The organism is Streptomyces albidicamelliae (genome assembly GCF_025642175.1).
In the GTDB taxonomy this organism is placed as follows: Bacteria; Actinomycetota; Actinomycetes; order Streptomycetales; family Streptomycetaceae; genus Streptomyces; species Streptomyces albidocamelliae.
Genome location: NZ_CP106795.1, coordinates 6,836,244 through 6,851,572, shown reverse-complemented (window position 1 = coordinate 6,851,572; position 15,329 = coordinate 6,836,244). Strand labels below are relative to the sequence as shown.

12 protein-coding genes and 1 pseudogene are annotated in these 15,329 nt (G+C 72.7%); 7 read left to right on the top strand and 6 right to left on the bottom strand.

What is annotated here, in order from left to right; translation table 11 throughout:
* Nucleotides 1–168 precede the first annotated feature (168 nt).
* The gene (locus N8I86_RS30980) at nucleotides 169–840 is read right to left on the bottom strand and encodes an MmyB family transcriptional regulator (RefSeq protein ID WP_263279229.1); all 672 of its coding nucleotides are present in this window, start codon (nucleotides 838–840) and stop codon (nucleotides 169–171) included.
* 240 nt (nucleotides 841–1,080) lie between these two features.
* Between N8I86_RS30980 and N8I86_RS30975 the strand changes: the two genes are divergently transcribed.
* Entirely contained in the window at nucleotides 1,081–1,737 is a 657-nt protein-coding gene (locus tag N8I86_RS30975) for a helix-turn-helix domain-containing protein (protein ID WP_263279228.1), read from the top strand.
* 184 nt (nucleotides 1,738–1,921) lie between these two features.
* Nucleotides 1,922–2,149: a hypothetical protein gene (locus N8I86_RS30970; RefSeq protein ID WP_073891612.1), complete on the top strand. Its 228-nt coding sequence runs from the start codon at nucleotides 1,922–1,924 to the stop codon at nucleotides 2,147–2,149.
* A gap of 80 nt (nucleotides 2,150–2,229) precedes the next feature.
* On the opposite strand, the gene N8I86_RS30965 is transcribed toward N8I86_RS30970, so the two are convergent.
* Both N8I86_RS30965 and N8I86_RS30960 read right to left on the bottom strand, forming a co-directional pair.
* The gene (locus N8I86_RS30965; protein WP_263279227.1) at nucleotides 2,230–2,910 is read right to left on the bottom strand and encodes a 4'-phosphopantetheinyl transferase family protein; all 681 of its coding nucleotides are present in this window, start codon (nucleotides 2,908–2,910) and stop codon (nucleotides 2,230–2,232) included.
* Nucleotides 2,858–3,760 (bottom strand): metallophosphoesterase family protein, encoded by a 903-nt coding sequence (locus N8I86_RS30960; RefSeq protein ID WP_073891616.1) that lies wholly within the window; start codon nucleotides 3,758–3,760, stop codon nucleotides 2,858–2,860. Before N8I86_RS30960 ends, N8I86_RS30965 begins: the two co-directional genes overlap by 53 nt.
* A gap of 397 nt (nucleotides 3,761–4,157) precedes the next feature.
* Here N8I86_RS30960 and N8I86_RS30955 point away from each other — a divergent pair, with 397 nt between their 5' ends.
* Nucleotides 4,158–5,279 (top strand): ATP-grasp domain-containing protein, encoded by a 1,122-nt coding sequence (locus tag N8I86_RS30955; RefSeq protein WP_263279226.1) that lies wholly within the window; start codon nucleotides 4,158–4,160, stop codon nucleotides 5,277–5,279.
* A 139-nt stretch (nucleotides 5,280–5,418) separates the two neighbouring features.
* Nucleotides 5,419–7,104, top strand: coding sequence for a carbohydrate binding domain-containing protein (locus tag N8I86_RS30950; protein WP_263279225.1), 1,686 nt, complete (start codon nucleotides 5,419–5,421; stop codon nucleotides 7,102–7,104).
* A 52-nt stretch (nucleotides 7,105–7,156) separates the two neighbouring features.
* On the opposite strand, the gene N8I86_RS30945 is transcribed toward N8I86_RS30950, so the two are convergent.
* Nucleotides 7,157–8,494, bottom strand: a complete 1,338-nt coding sequence (locus tag N8I86_RS30945; protein ID WP_263279224.1) for a 6-phospho-beta-glucosidase — start codon at nucleotides 8,492–8,494, stop codon at nucleotides 7,157–7,159.
* A 148-nt stretch (nucleotides 8,495–8,642) separates the two neighbouring features.
* On the opposite strand from N8I86_RS30945, the pseudogene N8I86_RS39095 reads away from it, so the two are divergent.
* Nucleotides 8,643–9,188 (top strand): annotated as a pseudogene (locus N8I86_RS39095) (DUF4981 domain-containing protein); the annotation flags it as partial.
* Between the two features lie 585 nt (nucleotides 9,189–9,773).
* On the opposite strand, the gene N8I86_RS30935 reads toward N8I86_RS39095, so the two are convergent.
* Nucleotides 9,774–10,112: a nuclear transport factor 2 family protein gene (locus N8I86_RS30935; RefSeq protein WP_073891624.1), complete on the bottom strand. Its 339-nt coding sequence runs from the start codon at nucleotides 10,110–10,112 to the stop codon at nucleotides 9,774–9,776.
* Nucleotides 10,113–10,455: 343 nt separating this feature from the next.
* On the opposite strand from N8I86_RS30935, the gene N8I86_RS30930 reads away from it, so the two are divergent.
* Nucleotides 10,456–11,850 carry a glycoside hydrolase family 16 protein gene (locus tag N8I86_RS30930; RefSeq protein WP_073891626.1) on the top strand — a complete coding sequence of 465 codons (1,395 nt, stop codon included), beginning with the start codon at nucleotides 10,456–10,458 and terminating at the stop codon, nucleotides 11,848–11,850.
* A 299-nt stretch (nucleotides 11,851–12,149) separates the two neighbouring features.
* On the opposite strand, the gene N8I86_RS30925 is transcribed toward N8I86_RS30930, so the two are convergent.
* Complete coding sequence (locus tag N8I86_RS30925; RefSeq protein ID WP_263279223.1) at nucleotides 12,150–13,091, bottom strand: helix-turn-helix domain-containing protein; 942 nt, start codon at nucleotides 13,089–13,091, stop codon at nucleotides 12,150–12,152.
* Nucleotides 13,092–13,237: 146 nt separating this feature from the next.
* Here N8I86_RS30925 and tkt point away from each other — a divergent pair, with 146 nt between their 5' ends.
* Nucleotides 13,238–15,313, top strand: coding sequence for a transketolase (gene tkt / locus N8I86_RS30920; protein WP_073891628.1), 2,076 nt, complete (start codon nucleotides 13,238–13,240; stop codon nucleotides 15,311–15,313).
* Nucleotides 15,314–15,329 lie beyond the last annotated feature (16 nt).

The window sequence follows — 15,329 nt, the reverse complement described above, 5'->3', positions numbered from 1 at the left end:
ACGCAAGTCTAGCGCAAATCACGCAAGCGGCTTGCGTAACCGTGCGGGGAGAACGCGACGCGGCGACACACTCCCGCCCTCGCCCACCGGGTGCAGGGGGGCGGGAACGTGTCGCCGCGGAATCTTCGACCCGGCGCCGCCGGCGACCTGAACGCCGGCGGTGCCGGGTCAGTCCTCGGGCGGCGGAACGACCGTGAGGTGGGTGGCGGCGCCGTGCGGCCGGCGCGGGCGGCGTACCGGCGGGGCCGGGCGGCGCGGGTCGCGCAGGACCATCGTCAGGCGCCGGTGGCCGAGGTCCCGCAGGGTCCGCGGGGTCTCCTCGACGATCCGGCACTCGGTCGGACCCCGGCGCGGGTCGGGGTGGAGCAGCAGCCGGACGGCCCCGTCCAGACGGGTCGCGGCCTCACCGACGGCCCGGATCCAGTGCGGCAGGCCCTGCCGGTAGGCGGCCTCCATGAGCGGGTCCTGGGCGATGTCCCGGCGGACCGTCTGGAGTTCGTGGTCGTGGCCGTACGTGTCCAGCGCGGTGCGCAGATGGGCCAGCATCGGCAGGCACCAGCCCGGCTCGTGCTCGCCCAGGATCTCGGCCGCGTCCGGGTGGAACAGCACGAAGCGGAGGAAGTTGTCACCGGGCATGGCGGTCGGATGAGGGCGCACGCCCCGGAAGAGCGTCTCGAAAGCGCCGTTGGCCATGACCACGTTCCAGCGGTGGTCGACGACCAGGGAAGGAAAGGGCAGCGACTCCAGCAGCATGGCGTAGTCCTGGACGTAGGCCCAGGTCTCGTCGGTCTCGGGGACGGGCCGCGGTGCCGGCCGCTGCCCTCCTGCCTGATGTGCCATCGGGAGGTCACCCCTCTTGCCTCTGCGGCCTTCACGCGGCGATGCGATCCTGGTGCCCAGCGACAAGTGATGTCAACTATCGTGGCATTCCATGCCGGTTGACGGCTGAAATTCGCCACAGTTGTGGCGAGACCTGGATGTGGGTTCGACGCACCCGCTACTCTCCGGGAAGTTCACGGCGACCGCTTGCGAGATGCACGCACGCGTCTGAAACCCTCGAGAGACGTAGGAGTTCTGTCGGTGACGGATGGCTACGAGGATCCGGGCGCCGCGGCGACCGCCCAGCTGCCGGCCGTCGTCGCCCGCGTCACCGCGCTCGCCGAGCGGCTCGGTGTGCCGCACCCCGAGGTCTTCGACGTCGCGCGGCTCTCCACCGCCTGCGGGGTGCCCGAGCCGGTGGTCAAGGCGCTGCTCAGCGGACGGCCCGCGGGTGAGCCCGATGTCCAGGCACGCTTCCTCCAGCGCCTGGACCTGCTGCGCCGGACCCGGCTGAAGCCCAACGGCCGCAAGTACACCCAGCAGGAGATCGCCGACGGCGCGGGCATGTCCCGGCAGCAGGCCGGCGCCCTCATCAACGGCGACCGGCGGCCCACCATGGAGCACTGCGACGCGTTGCAGCGCTTCTTCCGGGTGCACGCCGGTTTCCTCACGGCGGAGGACCCGGAGGCGCTGGCGGGTGCGCTCCAGCGCACCGAGCAGGAACTGTTGCAGAAGCTGGCCGACCGTGAGCGGGCCGCGGCGGAGACCGCCGAGGACCCGCTGGAGCGGCTGCTCCAGGACCACGGGGTGCGCGGAATCGCCTGGCGGGCCGCGCAGTTGCCCACCGACCAGCACCGGGACAAGGTCGCGGAGTGGCTCGACATGCTCCTGGAGAGCGTCAAACGGCCCGAGTCGTAGGAGGGGCGTCAGGGCTCCCTCCAGGGGATGCCGGTGTGTTTCCGGTCCGCTGAGCGGGCGAACCGGCGCGGAGCCGGACGGCGTTGTCAGTGGTGGACGGCAAGCTGGATGCGTGCGCCGTCCGACTCGGCGCACGGCGCCGCAGGGCGCGCGACCGTGACGCCTACTCGGGGAGAGCCGACCGATGCCCACCGCCGTACTGACCGACCGTGAGCGTACCGCCGTGCAGGCCTACCTGCGGCTGCTGCATACGGTGCGCGCCGCCTTCGACGGGCCGCCGGACGGCGACCGGCCCGCCGTCGTCCCGCCCGCCGTGCTCGCCGAGGCGGAAGCGGCACTCACCCGGGCCGGACTCGCGGGGAACGAGGAGCAGTTCTTCCGCCTGCTGCGCGAGTGGTGCCCGCCCGCCTGACGCACGGCCCCGCCGATCCGCCGCCGTCACGCGAACCGGAGCGAGGACGGCGGCGGTCGCGCGGGCGTCCCGGCGGGCCGTCAGGCGTGCGGCACGGTGACGGCCGTCGCGACCACTCCGCCGTGTACGAGCCAGCGGCCGTCGAAGGACTGGAGCCGGTGGCCGCCGACCAGGGGCCCGGGGACGAGGAGTTCGGCGTGCAGCGTGCCGGCCGTCCTGCCGCCGGGGTCCGGGCGGAGGGTGATGTCGGCCTCGGAGAAGTCCAGCCACTTGCGGGTGAGGGGGTACCAGGCCTTGTAGACGGACTCCTTGGCGCTGAACACGATCCGGTCCCAGTGCACGGCGGGCCGCTGTGCGGCGAGCAGCGCGACCCGCTCGGCCTCGGCGGGCAGCAGGACGGACGGCCCGACGCCCTGCGGGAGCGGCCCGTGCGGTTCGGCGTCGATGCCGAGGGAGGCCAGGTCGCGGACACGGACCAGGGCGGCGGCGCAGTAGCCGTCGCAGTGGGTCATGCTGCCGGTCAGGCCGGCCGGCCAGAGCGGGACGCCCCGGTCCCCGTTGACGACGGGGTGCGCGGCCACCCCGAGCTTCTCCATGGCGCGCCGGGCGCAGCCGCGCACGGCGGCGAACTCGCGGCGCCGCTTGGCCACCGCGCGCGCGACCAGCGGCTCCTCCTCCGGGTGGAGCGGGGCGTCCCACAGCGGGTCGTCACCGTGTGCCTCCACGGCCACGACCGACTCCGGGAGCAGCTCCTCGATCACCGGTGTCCTCCAGGGGCAGGATGCGGCGCAGCCGTCCCGGGGGCCCGGGACGCTTGCGCCATTCGCGGGGGTATCCGACGGAGACCTCTTCGAAGCGGACGCCGTCGAGCCAGGTGGTGCGGGGGATGTGCAGATGGCCGTACACCATCGTGGCGACTCGGAACCGGCGGTGCCAGTCCGCGGTCAGCCCGGTGCCGCACCACATGGCGAATTCGGGGTACCACAGGACCTCGGTGGGGTGCCGGTCCAGCGGGTAGTGGTTGGCGAGCACGGTCGGCAGGTCCGCGGGCAGCGCGGCGAGCCTGCGCTCCGTCTCGGCGACCCGGGCGCGGCACCAGTCCTCCCGGGTCGGGTACGGGTCGGGATGCAGCAGGTGCTCGTCGTTGCAGACGACGCCCGTGCTCCGGGCGTAGGCCAGGCCCTCGGCCTTGGTGGCGCTGCCGGCCGGCAGGAACGAGTAGTCGTACAGCAGGAAGAGCGGGGCCACGGCCACCGGGCCGCCGGGGCCCTCCCACACCGGGTACGGGTCCTCGGGGGTGACCACGCCCAGTTCCCGGCAGAGTCCGACCAGGTGCTCGTAGCGCGCGACGCCGCGCAGCTGGACCGGGTCGCGCGGGTGCGTCCACAGCTCGTGGTTGCCGGGCGCCCAGATCACCTTGCGGAAGCGGTCCGCGAGGACGGCGAGGGTCCCTCGGATGTCGGCGACGGTCTCGGCGACGTCTCCGGCCACGATCAGCCAGTCGTCCTCGCCGTCCGGCCGCATCCGCTCGACGAGGGCGCGGTTGTCGGGGTACCCGACGTGCAGGTCGCTGATGGCGAGCAGCTGTCCGGCCCCGGCCGTCGACTCCACCGCACGCCCCCTTCCGATCACCGTCCCGCCGTGACCACCAGAACACATTCAGGGACGGCGGACAAGAGGCGCCGGACGGCGCACGGGCGTCCGGCACGGCTCGGCGTACGGCCACGGGCCGGCTCGGGCGGGCCGGATCAGGGCGTCCGCGCGGCCGTCGGCGGGCGGTGCGACGACCGCCTCCGGGGCCGTCGCGGGCGGCCGCGAGCCCTGGGGACAGCGCCCGGGATTCCGTAACATCCGCGTTGCACGCGGGGGCCTTCGCAAGCCGTATGATCGCCCCAACACCGGCGCCCCTCACTCCCTTTCGCACAGGGCCGTTCGGTGTCCCTTCCTTCCTTCTGCCCGGGCACGGGTCGCCGAGCCCTGCCCGCACACCCCCGAAAGGCGGCCCTGCATGGTCTCTCGCGTACGCGTATGGCTCAACCGCACGTACGCGGAGAACGTGTTCTTCATGGATCAGCTGCGGAGGAATCCCAGCGACCGTGCCGTGGAGATCCACGCCACGCACGGGGACCCCGACTCCCCCGTGCTGGCCGCCGCCGACACCGCCGACCTGGAGCCGGAGGGCCTGTCCCCGGCCGGCTACGTGGAGTACGCCCTCGACCAGTGCGCCCGGCGCGGCATCGACGTGTTCGTGCCCCGCCTGCACCAGTCCGCGATCGTGCGGCACCGGGCCGACTTCGCGGCGGCGGGAACGGCACTGATGGCCCCGACGCGCGAGGCGGTGGCCGTGTTCGAGGACAAGGCCACCGCGTACGAGGCCGTCCGTTCGGTGGGGGTTCCGGTGCCGCCCTGGTGGCGGGTCCGGACGGCGGACGAACTGCTCGTCGCCGTCGAGGAGTTGGAGTCGGCAGGCCACAAGGCGTGCTTCAAGCCGGCGGCCGGCGCGGGCGGGGTCGGCTTCCGGGTGATCACCCGGGCCCCCTTCTCGCTGGCGAACCTCGCCGGCTTCCCCGGCCCGCACGTGCAGCTGGACCTGGTCCTGGAGGCGCTGGCGCGGGCCGGGGAACCGGTGGACTGGCTGGTGATGCCGCGCCTGGAGCAGCCGGAGGTGTCCGTCGACTGCCTGACCGGGCCGGACAACGTGGTGCGGCTCGCGGTGGGCCGTACCAAGAACGGCCGCCGCCGGGGCTTCACGCTGGACGAGCGGTGGCTGGCACCGGCCCGGCTGATCGCCGGCGGCTTCGGTCTGCACCACCTGTCCAACATCCAGTTCCGTATGTTCGGCGACCACCCGGTGCTGCTCGACGTCAACACCCGGCCCGCCGGCGGCCTGCACCAGCTGGCACTCTGCGGGATCAACGCCCCTTGGGCGGCGGTGCAGTTGGCGCTCGGTGAGGACCCGGGGACCCTGGAGCCGCCGTTCCTCGGGCAGGACTACACGGTGGTGTCCGGACCGCGCCCGCTGGCACCCGTGACACTTCCGCGGCAGCGGACGGGGCCGGCGGAGGTGCTGTTGCCGGCCGTGCCCGCACCCGCGCAGCCGGCCTCGGCGGCGCAGGCACTGCCCCTCTGACCGGTTCCCGTCGGTCCATCGGTATGGACCAATCCCGCTCTTCTCCTTGACAGCGGGATTGGTCCATACCAAATTCGTTGGCGCACCTGTTCCGCACCTCCCGCACTCCCCGACACCCCCATCCCCACAGGGAGATCGCGTGCGTCATCCACTCGGGCGTTCCAGACGCCGACTCCTCGCCGTCCTCGGCTCCGCGGCCCTCGCGCTCGGCGGGGCCGTCGCCCTTCCCGGTACGGCCCATGCGGCGAACGTCCTCACCAACCCCGGCTTCGAGTCGGGCGGCCTGTCCCCCTGGAGCTGTTCCGGCAACCTCGGCTCGGTCGTCTCCTCCCCCGTGCACGGTGGCTCCAAGGCCCTGCAGGGCGCGGTGACTTCGAGCGACAACGCGCAGTGCAGCCAGACCGTCGCGGTCCAGCCGAACACCACGTACAAACTGACCGGCTGGGTCCGTGGCAGCTACGTGTACCTCGGTGTGAACGGCGGCGCCTCCACCTGGACGTCGTCCCCGTCCGCGTACAGCCAGCTCAGCGTCTCCTTCACCACGGGCGCCTCGCAGACCAGCGCCACCGTCTACGTGCACGGCTGGTACGCCCAGGGCACCTACTACGCCGACGACATCGGTCTGGACGGACCCGGCGGCGGAGGCGGCGGTGACACCCAGGCGCCGACCGCGCCGAGCGGGCTCGCCTCCACCGGCAGGACCTCGTCGAGCGTGTCGCTGAAGTGGAACGCCGCCACGGACGACGTGGGAGTGACGGCGTACGACATCTACAGCGGCGCCAACCGGCTCCTGAGCGTGTCCGGCACGTCGGCCACCGTCAGCGGGCTGTCGCCCAGCACGTCGTACACCTTCACCGTGAAGGCGCGCGACGCGGCCGGCAACACCTCGCCCGCCTCCGGCCCGGTCACCGTGACGACCGACGCGGGCGGTGGCGGCGGCACCGGCTTCAAGCAGGCCGCGCCCTACCTGTACGAGGGTTGGGGCGATCCCCCGAACCCGACCACGGTGATGAACGCGACCGGGGCCAAGTGGTTCACGATGGCGTTCGTGCTGGACTCCGGCGGCTGCACCCCGGCCTGGGACGGCAGCCGGGCCCTGACCGGCGGCGTGGACCAGACGGCGATCAACCAGATCCGGTCCGCGGGCGGTGACATCGTCCCGTCGTTCGGCGGCTGGCAGGGCAGCAAGCTCGGCGCCAACTGCTCGTCCGCGAGCGCACTCGCCGGTGCCCTGCAGAAGGTGATCGACGCCTACGGTCTGAAGGCCGTGGACATGGACATCGAGAACACCGACGAGTTCGAGAACGAGGCCGTGCAGGCGAGGATCCTGACCGCGCTCAAGACGGTCAAGGCCAACAACCCCGGCCTGAGGACCATCGTCACCTTCGGCACGTCCACCACGGGCCCGACGTACTACGGCAACCGGCTCATCGAGCAGGCCCAGTCGCTCGGCGCGAACATCGACGTGTTCACCATCATGCCGTTCGACTTCGGCGGCGGCTCGGACATGTACGGCAGCACCGTGAACGCGACGGAGGGACTGAAGAACAAGCTGAAGTCCACCTTCGGCTGGGACGACGCGACCGCCTACGCCCACATCGGCATCTCCGGCATGAACGGGCTGTCCGACCAGCAGGAGACGACCACTCCGGCGATCTGGACCCAGATCCGGGACTGGGCGAACGCGCACCACATCGCCCGGCTCGCGTTCTGGTCCGTCAACCGCGACCGGCCCTGCCCGGGCGGCGGCGTCGCCGAGAACTGCTCCGGCATCAGCCAGAACACCTGGCAGTTCACCTCGATCACGGCCGGGTTCACCGGCTGACGATCGCCCCCCGGTACGGCGGAGGGCCGCTCGGCGGAGCGGCCCTCCGCGCTCACTTCAGATACGCGAGCCCCGGGTGGGCCCGGGTGTAGCCCTCCACCAGCCGGCGGGCAACGGTGACCGAGTCGACCAGCGGATGCAGGGCGAACGCCTTCACGGCCGTCGTACGGGATCCGGACGCGGCGGCGGCGAGCACCTCCCGCTCCACGGCCTTGACCGCGCACACGAGACCGGTGGCGTGACCGGGCAGCGGGTCCGCGGCCAGCGGGTGGGCACCGTTGGCGTCGACCAGGCACGGGACCTCGACGACCGCGTCGGCGTCGAGGGCGGACAGGGTCGAGCGGTTGCGCACGTTGAGGATCAGCGTGGCGCGCTCGTCCCGGGCGATGGCGCGCATCAGGGCGAGGGCCACCTCCTCGTAGCCGCCGGACAGGTCGGCCTCCTCACGTTCGCCGGCGCCGGCGCTCTCCCGGTTCTCGGCCATGTACGTCGCCTCGCGCTCGGCGCGGGTGCGGTCCCAGGCCGCCAGGGCGGAGACACCGGGGTCGCCCGCCTCCTCGTAGAACCGGGCCTGCTGGTCGCGCAGGAAGGCGCCCCGGGTCCGCTCCGCCCCCTGGTAGGCGCGGACCGTCTCCCGGTTGAAGTAGTAGTAGTGCAGGTACTCGTTGGGGATCGCGCCCAGCGACGCGAGCCACTCGGGACCGAAGAGCCTTCCCTCCTCGAAGGAGCCGAGCAGCGCGGGATCGGCCAGCAGGTCGGGCAGCCGGTCGCGTCCGGCGACGCGCAGACCCCGCACCCAGCCGAGGTGGTTGAGGCCGACGTAGTCGACGAACGCCTCTCCGGGGCCGGCGCCCAGGACCCGGGCGATACGGCGGCCCAGGCCGACCGGCGAGTCGCAGATGCCGATGACGCGGTCGCCGAGGTGGCGGGACATGGCCTCGGTGACCAGGCCGGCCGGGTTGGTGAAGTTGATGACCCACGCGCCGGGCGCGCGACGGGCCACTCGGCGGGCGATGTCGACGGCGACGGGCACGGTGCGCAGGCCGTAGGCGATCCCGCCCGCGCCGACGGTCTCCTGGCCGAGCACACCTTCGGCGAGGGCCACCCGCTCGTCCTCGGCACGGCCGGCCAGGCCCCCGACCCGGATCGCCGAGAAGACGAAGTCGGCGCCGCGCAGGGCCTCGTCGAGGTCGGTGGTGGCGGTCACCCGGGGCGGGTCGGGCACCCCGGCGGCCTGTTCGGCCAGGACCCGGCTCACCGCGCGCAGCCGCCGGTCGTCCAGGTCGTGCAGGACGACCTCGGTGACCCGCCCCTCGGCGTGATCGGTCAGCAGTGCCCCGTACACGAGCGGCACCCGGAACCCGCCGCCGCCCAGAATCGTCAGCCTCACACCCGCACCTTCCTCACGTCCGACGCTCGCCGCCTTCCTCCCGGACCACCTTGTCAGCACCGGCGCGTCCCACCCCCACCGGGCGGCCATCGACTCCACGCCGCGTCTTCAGAGCGGCTTCATCCGAGGGTTCCGGGCCCAGGAGATCGTGCGGTACGTGAGCGACACAGGAACGGCCGCACCCGTGCACGCCGGACCACGGAACACCCGGGCGGACGGCCATGCCCCGGAGATCGTGCGGTACGTCAGCGACGCGCGAGCGACCGCACCCGTGGACGCCGGACCACGGGACACCCGGGCGGACGGCCATGCCCCAGGGATCGTGCGATGCGTGAGCGACGCGCGAGCGACCGCACCCGTGGACGCCGGACCACGGGACGCCCCGGTGGACGACCGTGACCACGCCGGGCCGGCGCACGACGAGGTCGCGGCGGTCCGCATCCGGTGCCACCGGCACGAGGGCATCGTGGTCACCAACCAGCAGCGCCTCCAGGGGCTCGCCCGGCTGACGGCCACCTGGGAGCTCACCCTCCCCGACGGACGGACCCTGACCGCCCCGGCCGCACTGCCCGATCTCCGGCCCGGGGAGACCGCGGCCGTACCGCTGCCGCTGCGGCTCCCGAAGGACGACGGCGCGATCCGGCTGACCCTGCGCGTGCTGACGGCCGAGGACCGGCCGGGGACACCGCGCGGTACGCAGCTGTGCGCCCCACGACTCACCCTCCGCCCGACGGCGCGTTCCCCGCACCTCGACGGCCACGGGGCAGCGTGCCAACCCCTGCGACAGCTCACCGCCGGCAACCGCACGGCCGGGTCCCCGTACATCGCGAGTGCCCCGCTGGAGGGAGCATCCCCCCACCGGACGCCGGAGGGATCGCCGCTTCGCACCGGCGACCGGATGCCTGACAGCCGTCGGCCGGACCCCCGCGCTGGCGGAACCATGCCGACAGGTCACCCACGCCTCCGCACGCACGACCGGGGCACGGACGGCCACCACCCGGTGGACCACTCCACGACGGACGATCCCGACGAGGCCATCGGCGCCGGCCCCGCAACGGACGGACGCATACCGCCCCTCCCCATCGCCGAGGCCACACCCGCGGACCGCCCACAGACCCCCACGCACGACCGGGGCACGGACGGCCACCCGCCGAACGACCGCACCACGACGGACGCCTCCCGTCATGACGCCGCCGGCGACGGAGCGGCGGTGGGCAACCCACTCCGGCCGGCCCTCGGCAGAGCCGTATCTGCGCGAGGCACAGCGCCCGCGTCCCGCTCAGACCGTGCCGCCGAAGAAGACCCGCACCTCCCGGATCCGGCCGTCCCGCACGGTGATCGCCTCGATGTTGCGGTAGCGGCCGCCGGTGACCGGCGCGTACTCGTAGTGGGCGAGGACCAGTTCCTCGTCGACGGCGACGATGTGCAGGATCCGGTAGTCGGTGAAGTGGTCGGCGGTGGGAAAGCATCGCTCGAAGAACGCCGTCCTGTCGATGTGGTCGTCCTGCGGGCTGGTGAAGGTGAAGTCGTCGGCGTAGAGCGGAAGGGCCGCCTCGCGGTCCTGTGACCGGTAGTGGCGGAACGCCGCCTCGACGACGCTGGCCGGGGAACCGTTCATGCGCTGTCCTCGGTCGGGAGCGGGACCGTACCCAGCCACGATAGGCCCGGGCGGGCAGGCGCGGGCGGAGCGCGGCGCCGCGCGTCCTCACCGCGATCGGCGTCCGGCCGTCGGCGGGTGAACCGGCGGCCCGCACAGCCACCCGCGGCCCGGACGCCGCGCGCTCCGAGCGGCGTCGGGTGGCTTCGGGCGGTGAACTCCCCTACCTGGCAAGGACTTTCCTTGCTTCAAGTCTTGACGACCGACGGGCCGGGGAGCACATTGGCCGCATTGTGAGAGCGCTCTCAGATCGACGTGGGAGCGCTCTCACGGCCCCCGCACCCTTACACCGAGAGGCTCCCTCATGAGCGCATCCCCCGGCCTGCCCAGACCCCGCCCGCTGCGGCGGGCGTTCGTCGCCGCGGCGGCGACGCTCGGCCTCGCGGCGGCCGTCGCCATGGCGGCCACCGCGCCCGCCGACGCCTCCGCGCCCACGCCTCCGTCGGGCTGGACCCAGGTCTTCGCGGACGACTTCGACGGCGCGGCGGGCTCCGGTGTCGACACCGCGAACTGGCAGTACGACACCGGGACTTCCTACCCGGGCGGCGCGGCCAACTGGGGCACCGGCGAGGTCGAGACGATGACCACGAGCACCAGCAACGTCGCGCTGGACGGCAGCGGCAACCTGCGCATCACCCCGCGCCGGGACGCGTCCGGCAACTGGACCTCCGGCCGGATCGAGAGCACCCGCAGCGACTTCCAGCCTCCCTCGGGCGGCAAGCTCCGCGTCCAGGCCCGGATCCAGATGCCGAATGTCACCGGTGCCGCGGCGAAGGGCTACTGGCCGGCGTTCTGGATGCTCGGCTCCCCGTTCCGCGGCAACTACTGGAACTGGCCGAGCGTCGGTGAGCTGGACATCATGGAGAACGTCCAGGGCCTGAACACCGACTGGTCCACCGTGCACTGCGGCACGAACCCCGGCGGCCCCTGCAACGAGACCACCGGCATCGGCGGCTCGACCTCCTGCGCCGGTTCCACCTGCCAGGCCGGCTTCCACACCTACGCGATGGAGTGGGACCGCTCGACCAGCCCCGAGGAGATCCGCTTCTACCTCGACGGCGTCAACTTCCACACGGTGCGGGCGAACCAGGTCGACGCGACCACCTGGGCCAACGCCACGAACCACGGCTACTTCCTCATCCTCAACGTGGCGATGGGCGGCGGGTTCCCGGGCGCGTTCGGCGGCGGCCCCGACGGCGGCACCGAGCCCGGCCACCCGATGGTCGTCGACTACGTGCAGGTCCTCAAGTCCTCGGGCGGCGGCACCACTCCCCCGCCGTCCGGCGGCCGGGACGCCTACAGCGCCATCCAGGCCGAGTCCTACGACGGCCAGTCCGGCATCGGCACCGAGACCACCACGGACACGGGCGGCGGCCAGGACATCGGCTACATCGCAGGCGGGGACTGGGCGCTGTACAAGGGGGTCGACTTCGGCTCCGGCGGCGCCAGGCAGTTCTACGCCCGGGTCGCGAGCGGTGCCGCGAACGGGGTGAGCGGGCTGGTCGAGGTGCGTCTGGACAGCCGGAGCAACGCGCCCGTCGGCAGTTTCGCGGTGGGGAACACAGGCGGGTGGCAGTCGTGGCGGACGGTCCCGGCCAACATCGGCACGGTGACCGGTACGCACGACGTGTACCTCACCTTCAGCAGCGGCCAGCCGGCCGACTACGTCAACGTGAACTGGTTCGACTTCGGGCACTGACCCGGCACACCGCGCAGGGTCCCGCGGCGGCGCGGGGGCCGGCCCCTGGCAGGGCGGCCCCCGTATCGCCGTACAGCCGTGTCCGGGGCACGGCCCGGCGCCCGACGGGCGCCCTAGGGCCTGTCGTTTGGATCAGGCCGGCCTGGCCCACGGTGCCTTGTCTGCCGACCCGAGCGGGGCGTGGTGCGTGCATCTGCAAGGCGGAGGAGGGCGGCGACGCGGAGCGTCGACAACCGACGACAACGCCGCAGATGCGCGTGCCACGCCCCGCGACGCCGGCATGATCCAAACGACAGGCCCTAGCGCAGCTCCGCGCGGAACGCGGCCGGGGTGCGGCCGGTGTGCAGGTGGAAGAACTTGGAGAAGTTCGCCGCGTCCGGGAAGCCGACGGCGGCCCCGACGCGGCCGATCGGCAGGTCCGTGTGGGCGAGGAGGCGTTTGGCCTCCAGGACGACCCGCTTGTCGATGAAGCCCTTCGGGGTCTCGCCGGTGGCCGCGCGGACGGCCCGGACGAGGGTGCGCCGGGAGTATCCGAGCGTGTCGGCGTAGGCGCTGACGCTGTGGTTGGCGGGGAAGCCCAGTTCGACGGCGTCCCGGAAGCGGGTGAAGGTGCTGTCCGTCTGCTGTCGCGAGGCCCGCGACGAGCTGGCCGCGAGATGGGCGAGGCGCAGCAGGAACGCCGTCAGGGAGTGCCTGAGGACGGCCGTGTGCAGGCTGAGCGGGAGTGTCGCGGTGTCCTCGTACTCGCGGCGCAGTTGGCCGAGGGCCGCCTGGAGCGCGGTGAGCTGCGCGGGAGCGGGGCGCAGCAGCGGCGGGAGGTCGTAGCGGTACAGGCCGGTGGCCTCGACGGTCGCACGCGGGAGGAAGCCGGGCTGCATGGTCAGCACGGTTCCGCGGTACACGTTCTCGCGGGAGAACCGGTGGACCTGTCCGGGGCGGATCCACAGCAGGTCGCCGGCCAGGGCCTCGTACTCGGTGAAGTCGACCATGTGCCGGACCGGGCCCTCGGTGAAGAGCATGACCACGTGGAAGTCGATGCGGTGGACGCGGTGGAGGGGGGCGTCGGCGTGCCAGGTGCGGTCGGTTCCCATGCGGCCGATCTGTATGCCGACGCCGCCGACGGCCAGTTCGGCGGGGAAGGGGAAGGTTCTGATCCCGTCGCCGTCCGTGCCGCGGTCGCCGTGGGTGCCGTCGTCGCCTTCCATGGCGCCGTCGGCCGCTTCGCGGGTTCTGTCAGCCATGTCCTTTTCGTGCCGTCCCTGTCGCGCGATCACTGTCCCAGATTCACCACAGGCTGACACACCCTGCCCTTCCTTCGAAAAAGTCAGACTTTTAAGTTTGAACGCGTCCGGCCCGCCATTCCGCACTTTGCGAGGACTTCTTGAAGATGAGCACGCAGACCTCCGACAGCTTCGAGTGGACCGACCTCGACCGGCGCGCCGTGGACACCGCCCGCCTGCTGGCGGCCGATGCGGTGCAGAAGGTCGGCAACGGCCACCCGGGCACCGCGATGAGCCTGGCTCCTGCCGCGTACACGATCTTTCAAAAGGTGATGCGTCATGACCCCGCCGACCCGGAGTGGGCCGGCCGTGACCGCTTCGTCCTGTCCCCGGGCCACACCTCGCTGACGCTGTACACCCAGCTGTTTCTCGCGGGGTACGAGCTGGAGCTCGACGACCTGAAGGCGTTCCGCACGCACGGTTCGAAGACGCCGGGCCACCCCGAGTACGGCCACACCGCCGGTGTGGAGACGACCACGGGCCCGCTCGGCCAGGGTGTCGCGAACGCCGTCGGCATGGCGATGGCCGCCCGCTACGAGCGCGGCCTGTTCGACCCGGAGGCCCCCGAGGGCACCTCCCCGTTCGACCACACCGTCTGGGCGATCGTCTCCGACGGCGACCTGGAGGAGGGCGTCTCCGCCGAGGCCTCCTCGCTCGCCGGCCACCAGCGGCTCGGCAACCTGGTCCTCCTCTACGACGACAACCACATCTCGATCGAGGGCGACACCGCGACCGCGTTCTCCGAGGACGTGCTGAAGCGGTACGACGCCTACGGCTGGCACACCCAGCGGATCGAGCCGACAGCCGAGGGCGACGTCGACGTGCCCGCCCTCCACGCCGCCCTGGAGGCCGCGAAGGCCGAGACCGGGCGCCCCTCCGTCATCGCGATGCGCACGATCATCGCCTGGCCGGCCCCGAACGCGCGGAACACCGAGGCCTCCCACGGCTCGGCGCTCGGCGAGGACGAGATCGCCGCGACCAAGCGCGTCCTCGGCTTCGACCCCGAGCGGACCTTCGAGGTGGCCGACGAGGTCCTGAAGCACACCCGCCGGGCCCTGGACCGGGGCGCCGAGGCGCACGCCGCCTGGGACAAGCGGATCGCCGAGTGGCGCACCGCCGACCCGGAGCGTGCCGTCCTGTTCGACCGGATCGGCAAGGGCGAGCTGCCCGAGGGCTGGGAGGACGCCCTGCCCGTCTTCGAGGAGGGCAAGTCGGTCGCCACCCGCGCCGCCTCCGGCAAGGTGCTCCAGGCCCTCGGCCCGATCCTGCCCGAGCTGTGGGGCGGCTCCGCCGACCTCGCCGGCTCCAACAACACCACCATCGACAAGACGTCCTCCTTCCTGCCGAAGGGCAACCCGCTGCCCGAGGCCGACCCGTACGGCCGAACCGTGCACTTCGGTATCCGCGAGTTCTCCATGGCCGCGGAGATGAACGGCATCGCGCTGCACGGCAACACCCGGATCTACGGCGGCACCTTCCTGGTGTTCTCCGACTACATGCGCAACGCCGTCCGTATGTCGGCGCTGATGCAGCTGCCGGTGACCTACGTGTGGACGCACGACTCCATCGGTCTCGGCGAGGACGGCCCCACCCACCAGCCGGTCGAGCACCTGGCCTCCCTGCGCGCCATTCCGGGCCTGAACGTCGTCCGCCCGGCGGACGCCAACGAGACCGCGATCGCCTGGGCCGAGATCCTGAAGAGGCACGCCACGAACCCCGCCCCGCACGGGCTCGCGCTCACCCGCCAGGGCGTGCCGGTGTACGCGCCCGACGAGGACGCGGCCAAGGGCGGCTACGTCCTGCGCGAGTCCTCGACGGAGGTCCCGGAGGTGGTCATCATCGCGACGGGCTCCGAGGTGCACCTCGCCGTGGCCGCGCGCGAGCTGCTGGAGGCCGAGGGGATCGGCACCCGGGTGGTGTCGATGCCGTCCGTGGAGTGGTTCGAGGAGCAGCCGCGCGAGTACCGCGAGCGGGTGCTGCCGCCGGCCGTGCGGGCCCGGGTCGCCGTGGAGGCCGGCATCGGCCTGACCTGGCACCGGTTCACCGGCGACGCCGGACGCATCGTCTCCCTGGAGCACTTCGGTGCCTCCGCGGACGCCTCGACCCTGTTCGCCGAATTCGGCTTCACCCCCGAGAACGTCGCCGCCGCAGCCCGGGAATCGCTCGCTGCCGCGCGCGCCTGATCCGAACGCGACAAGA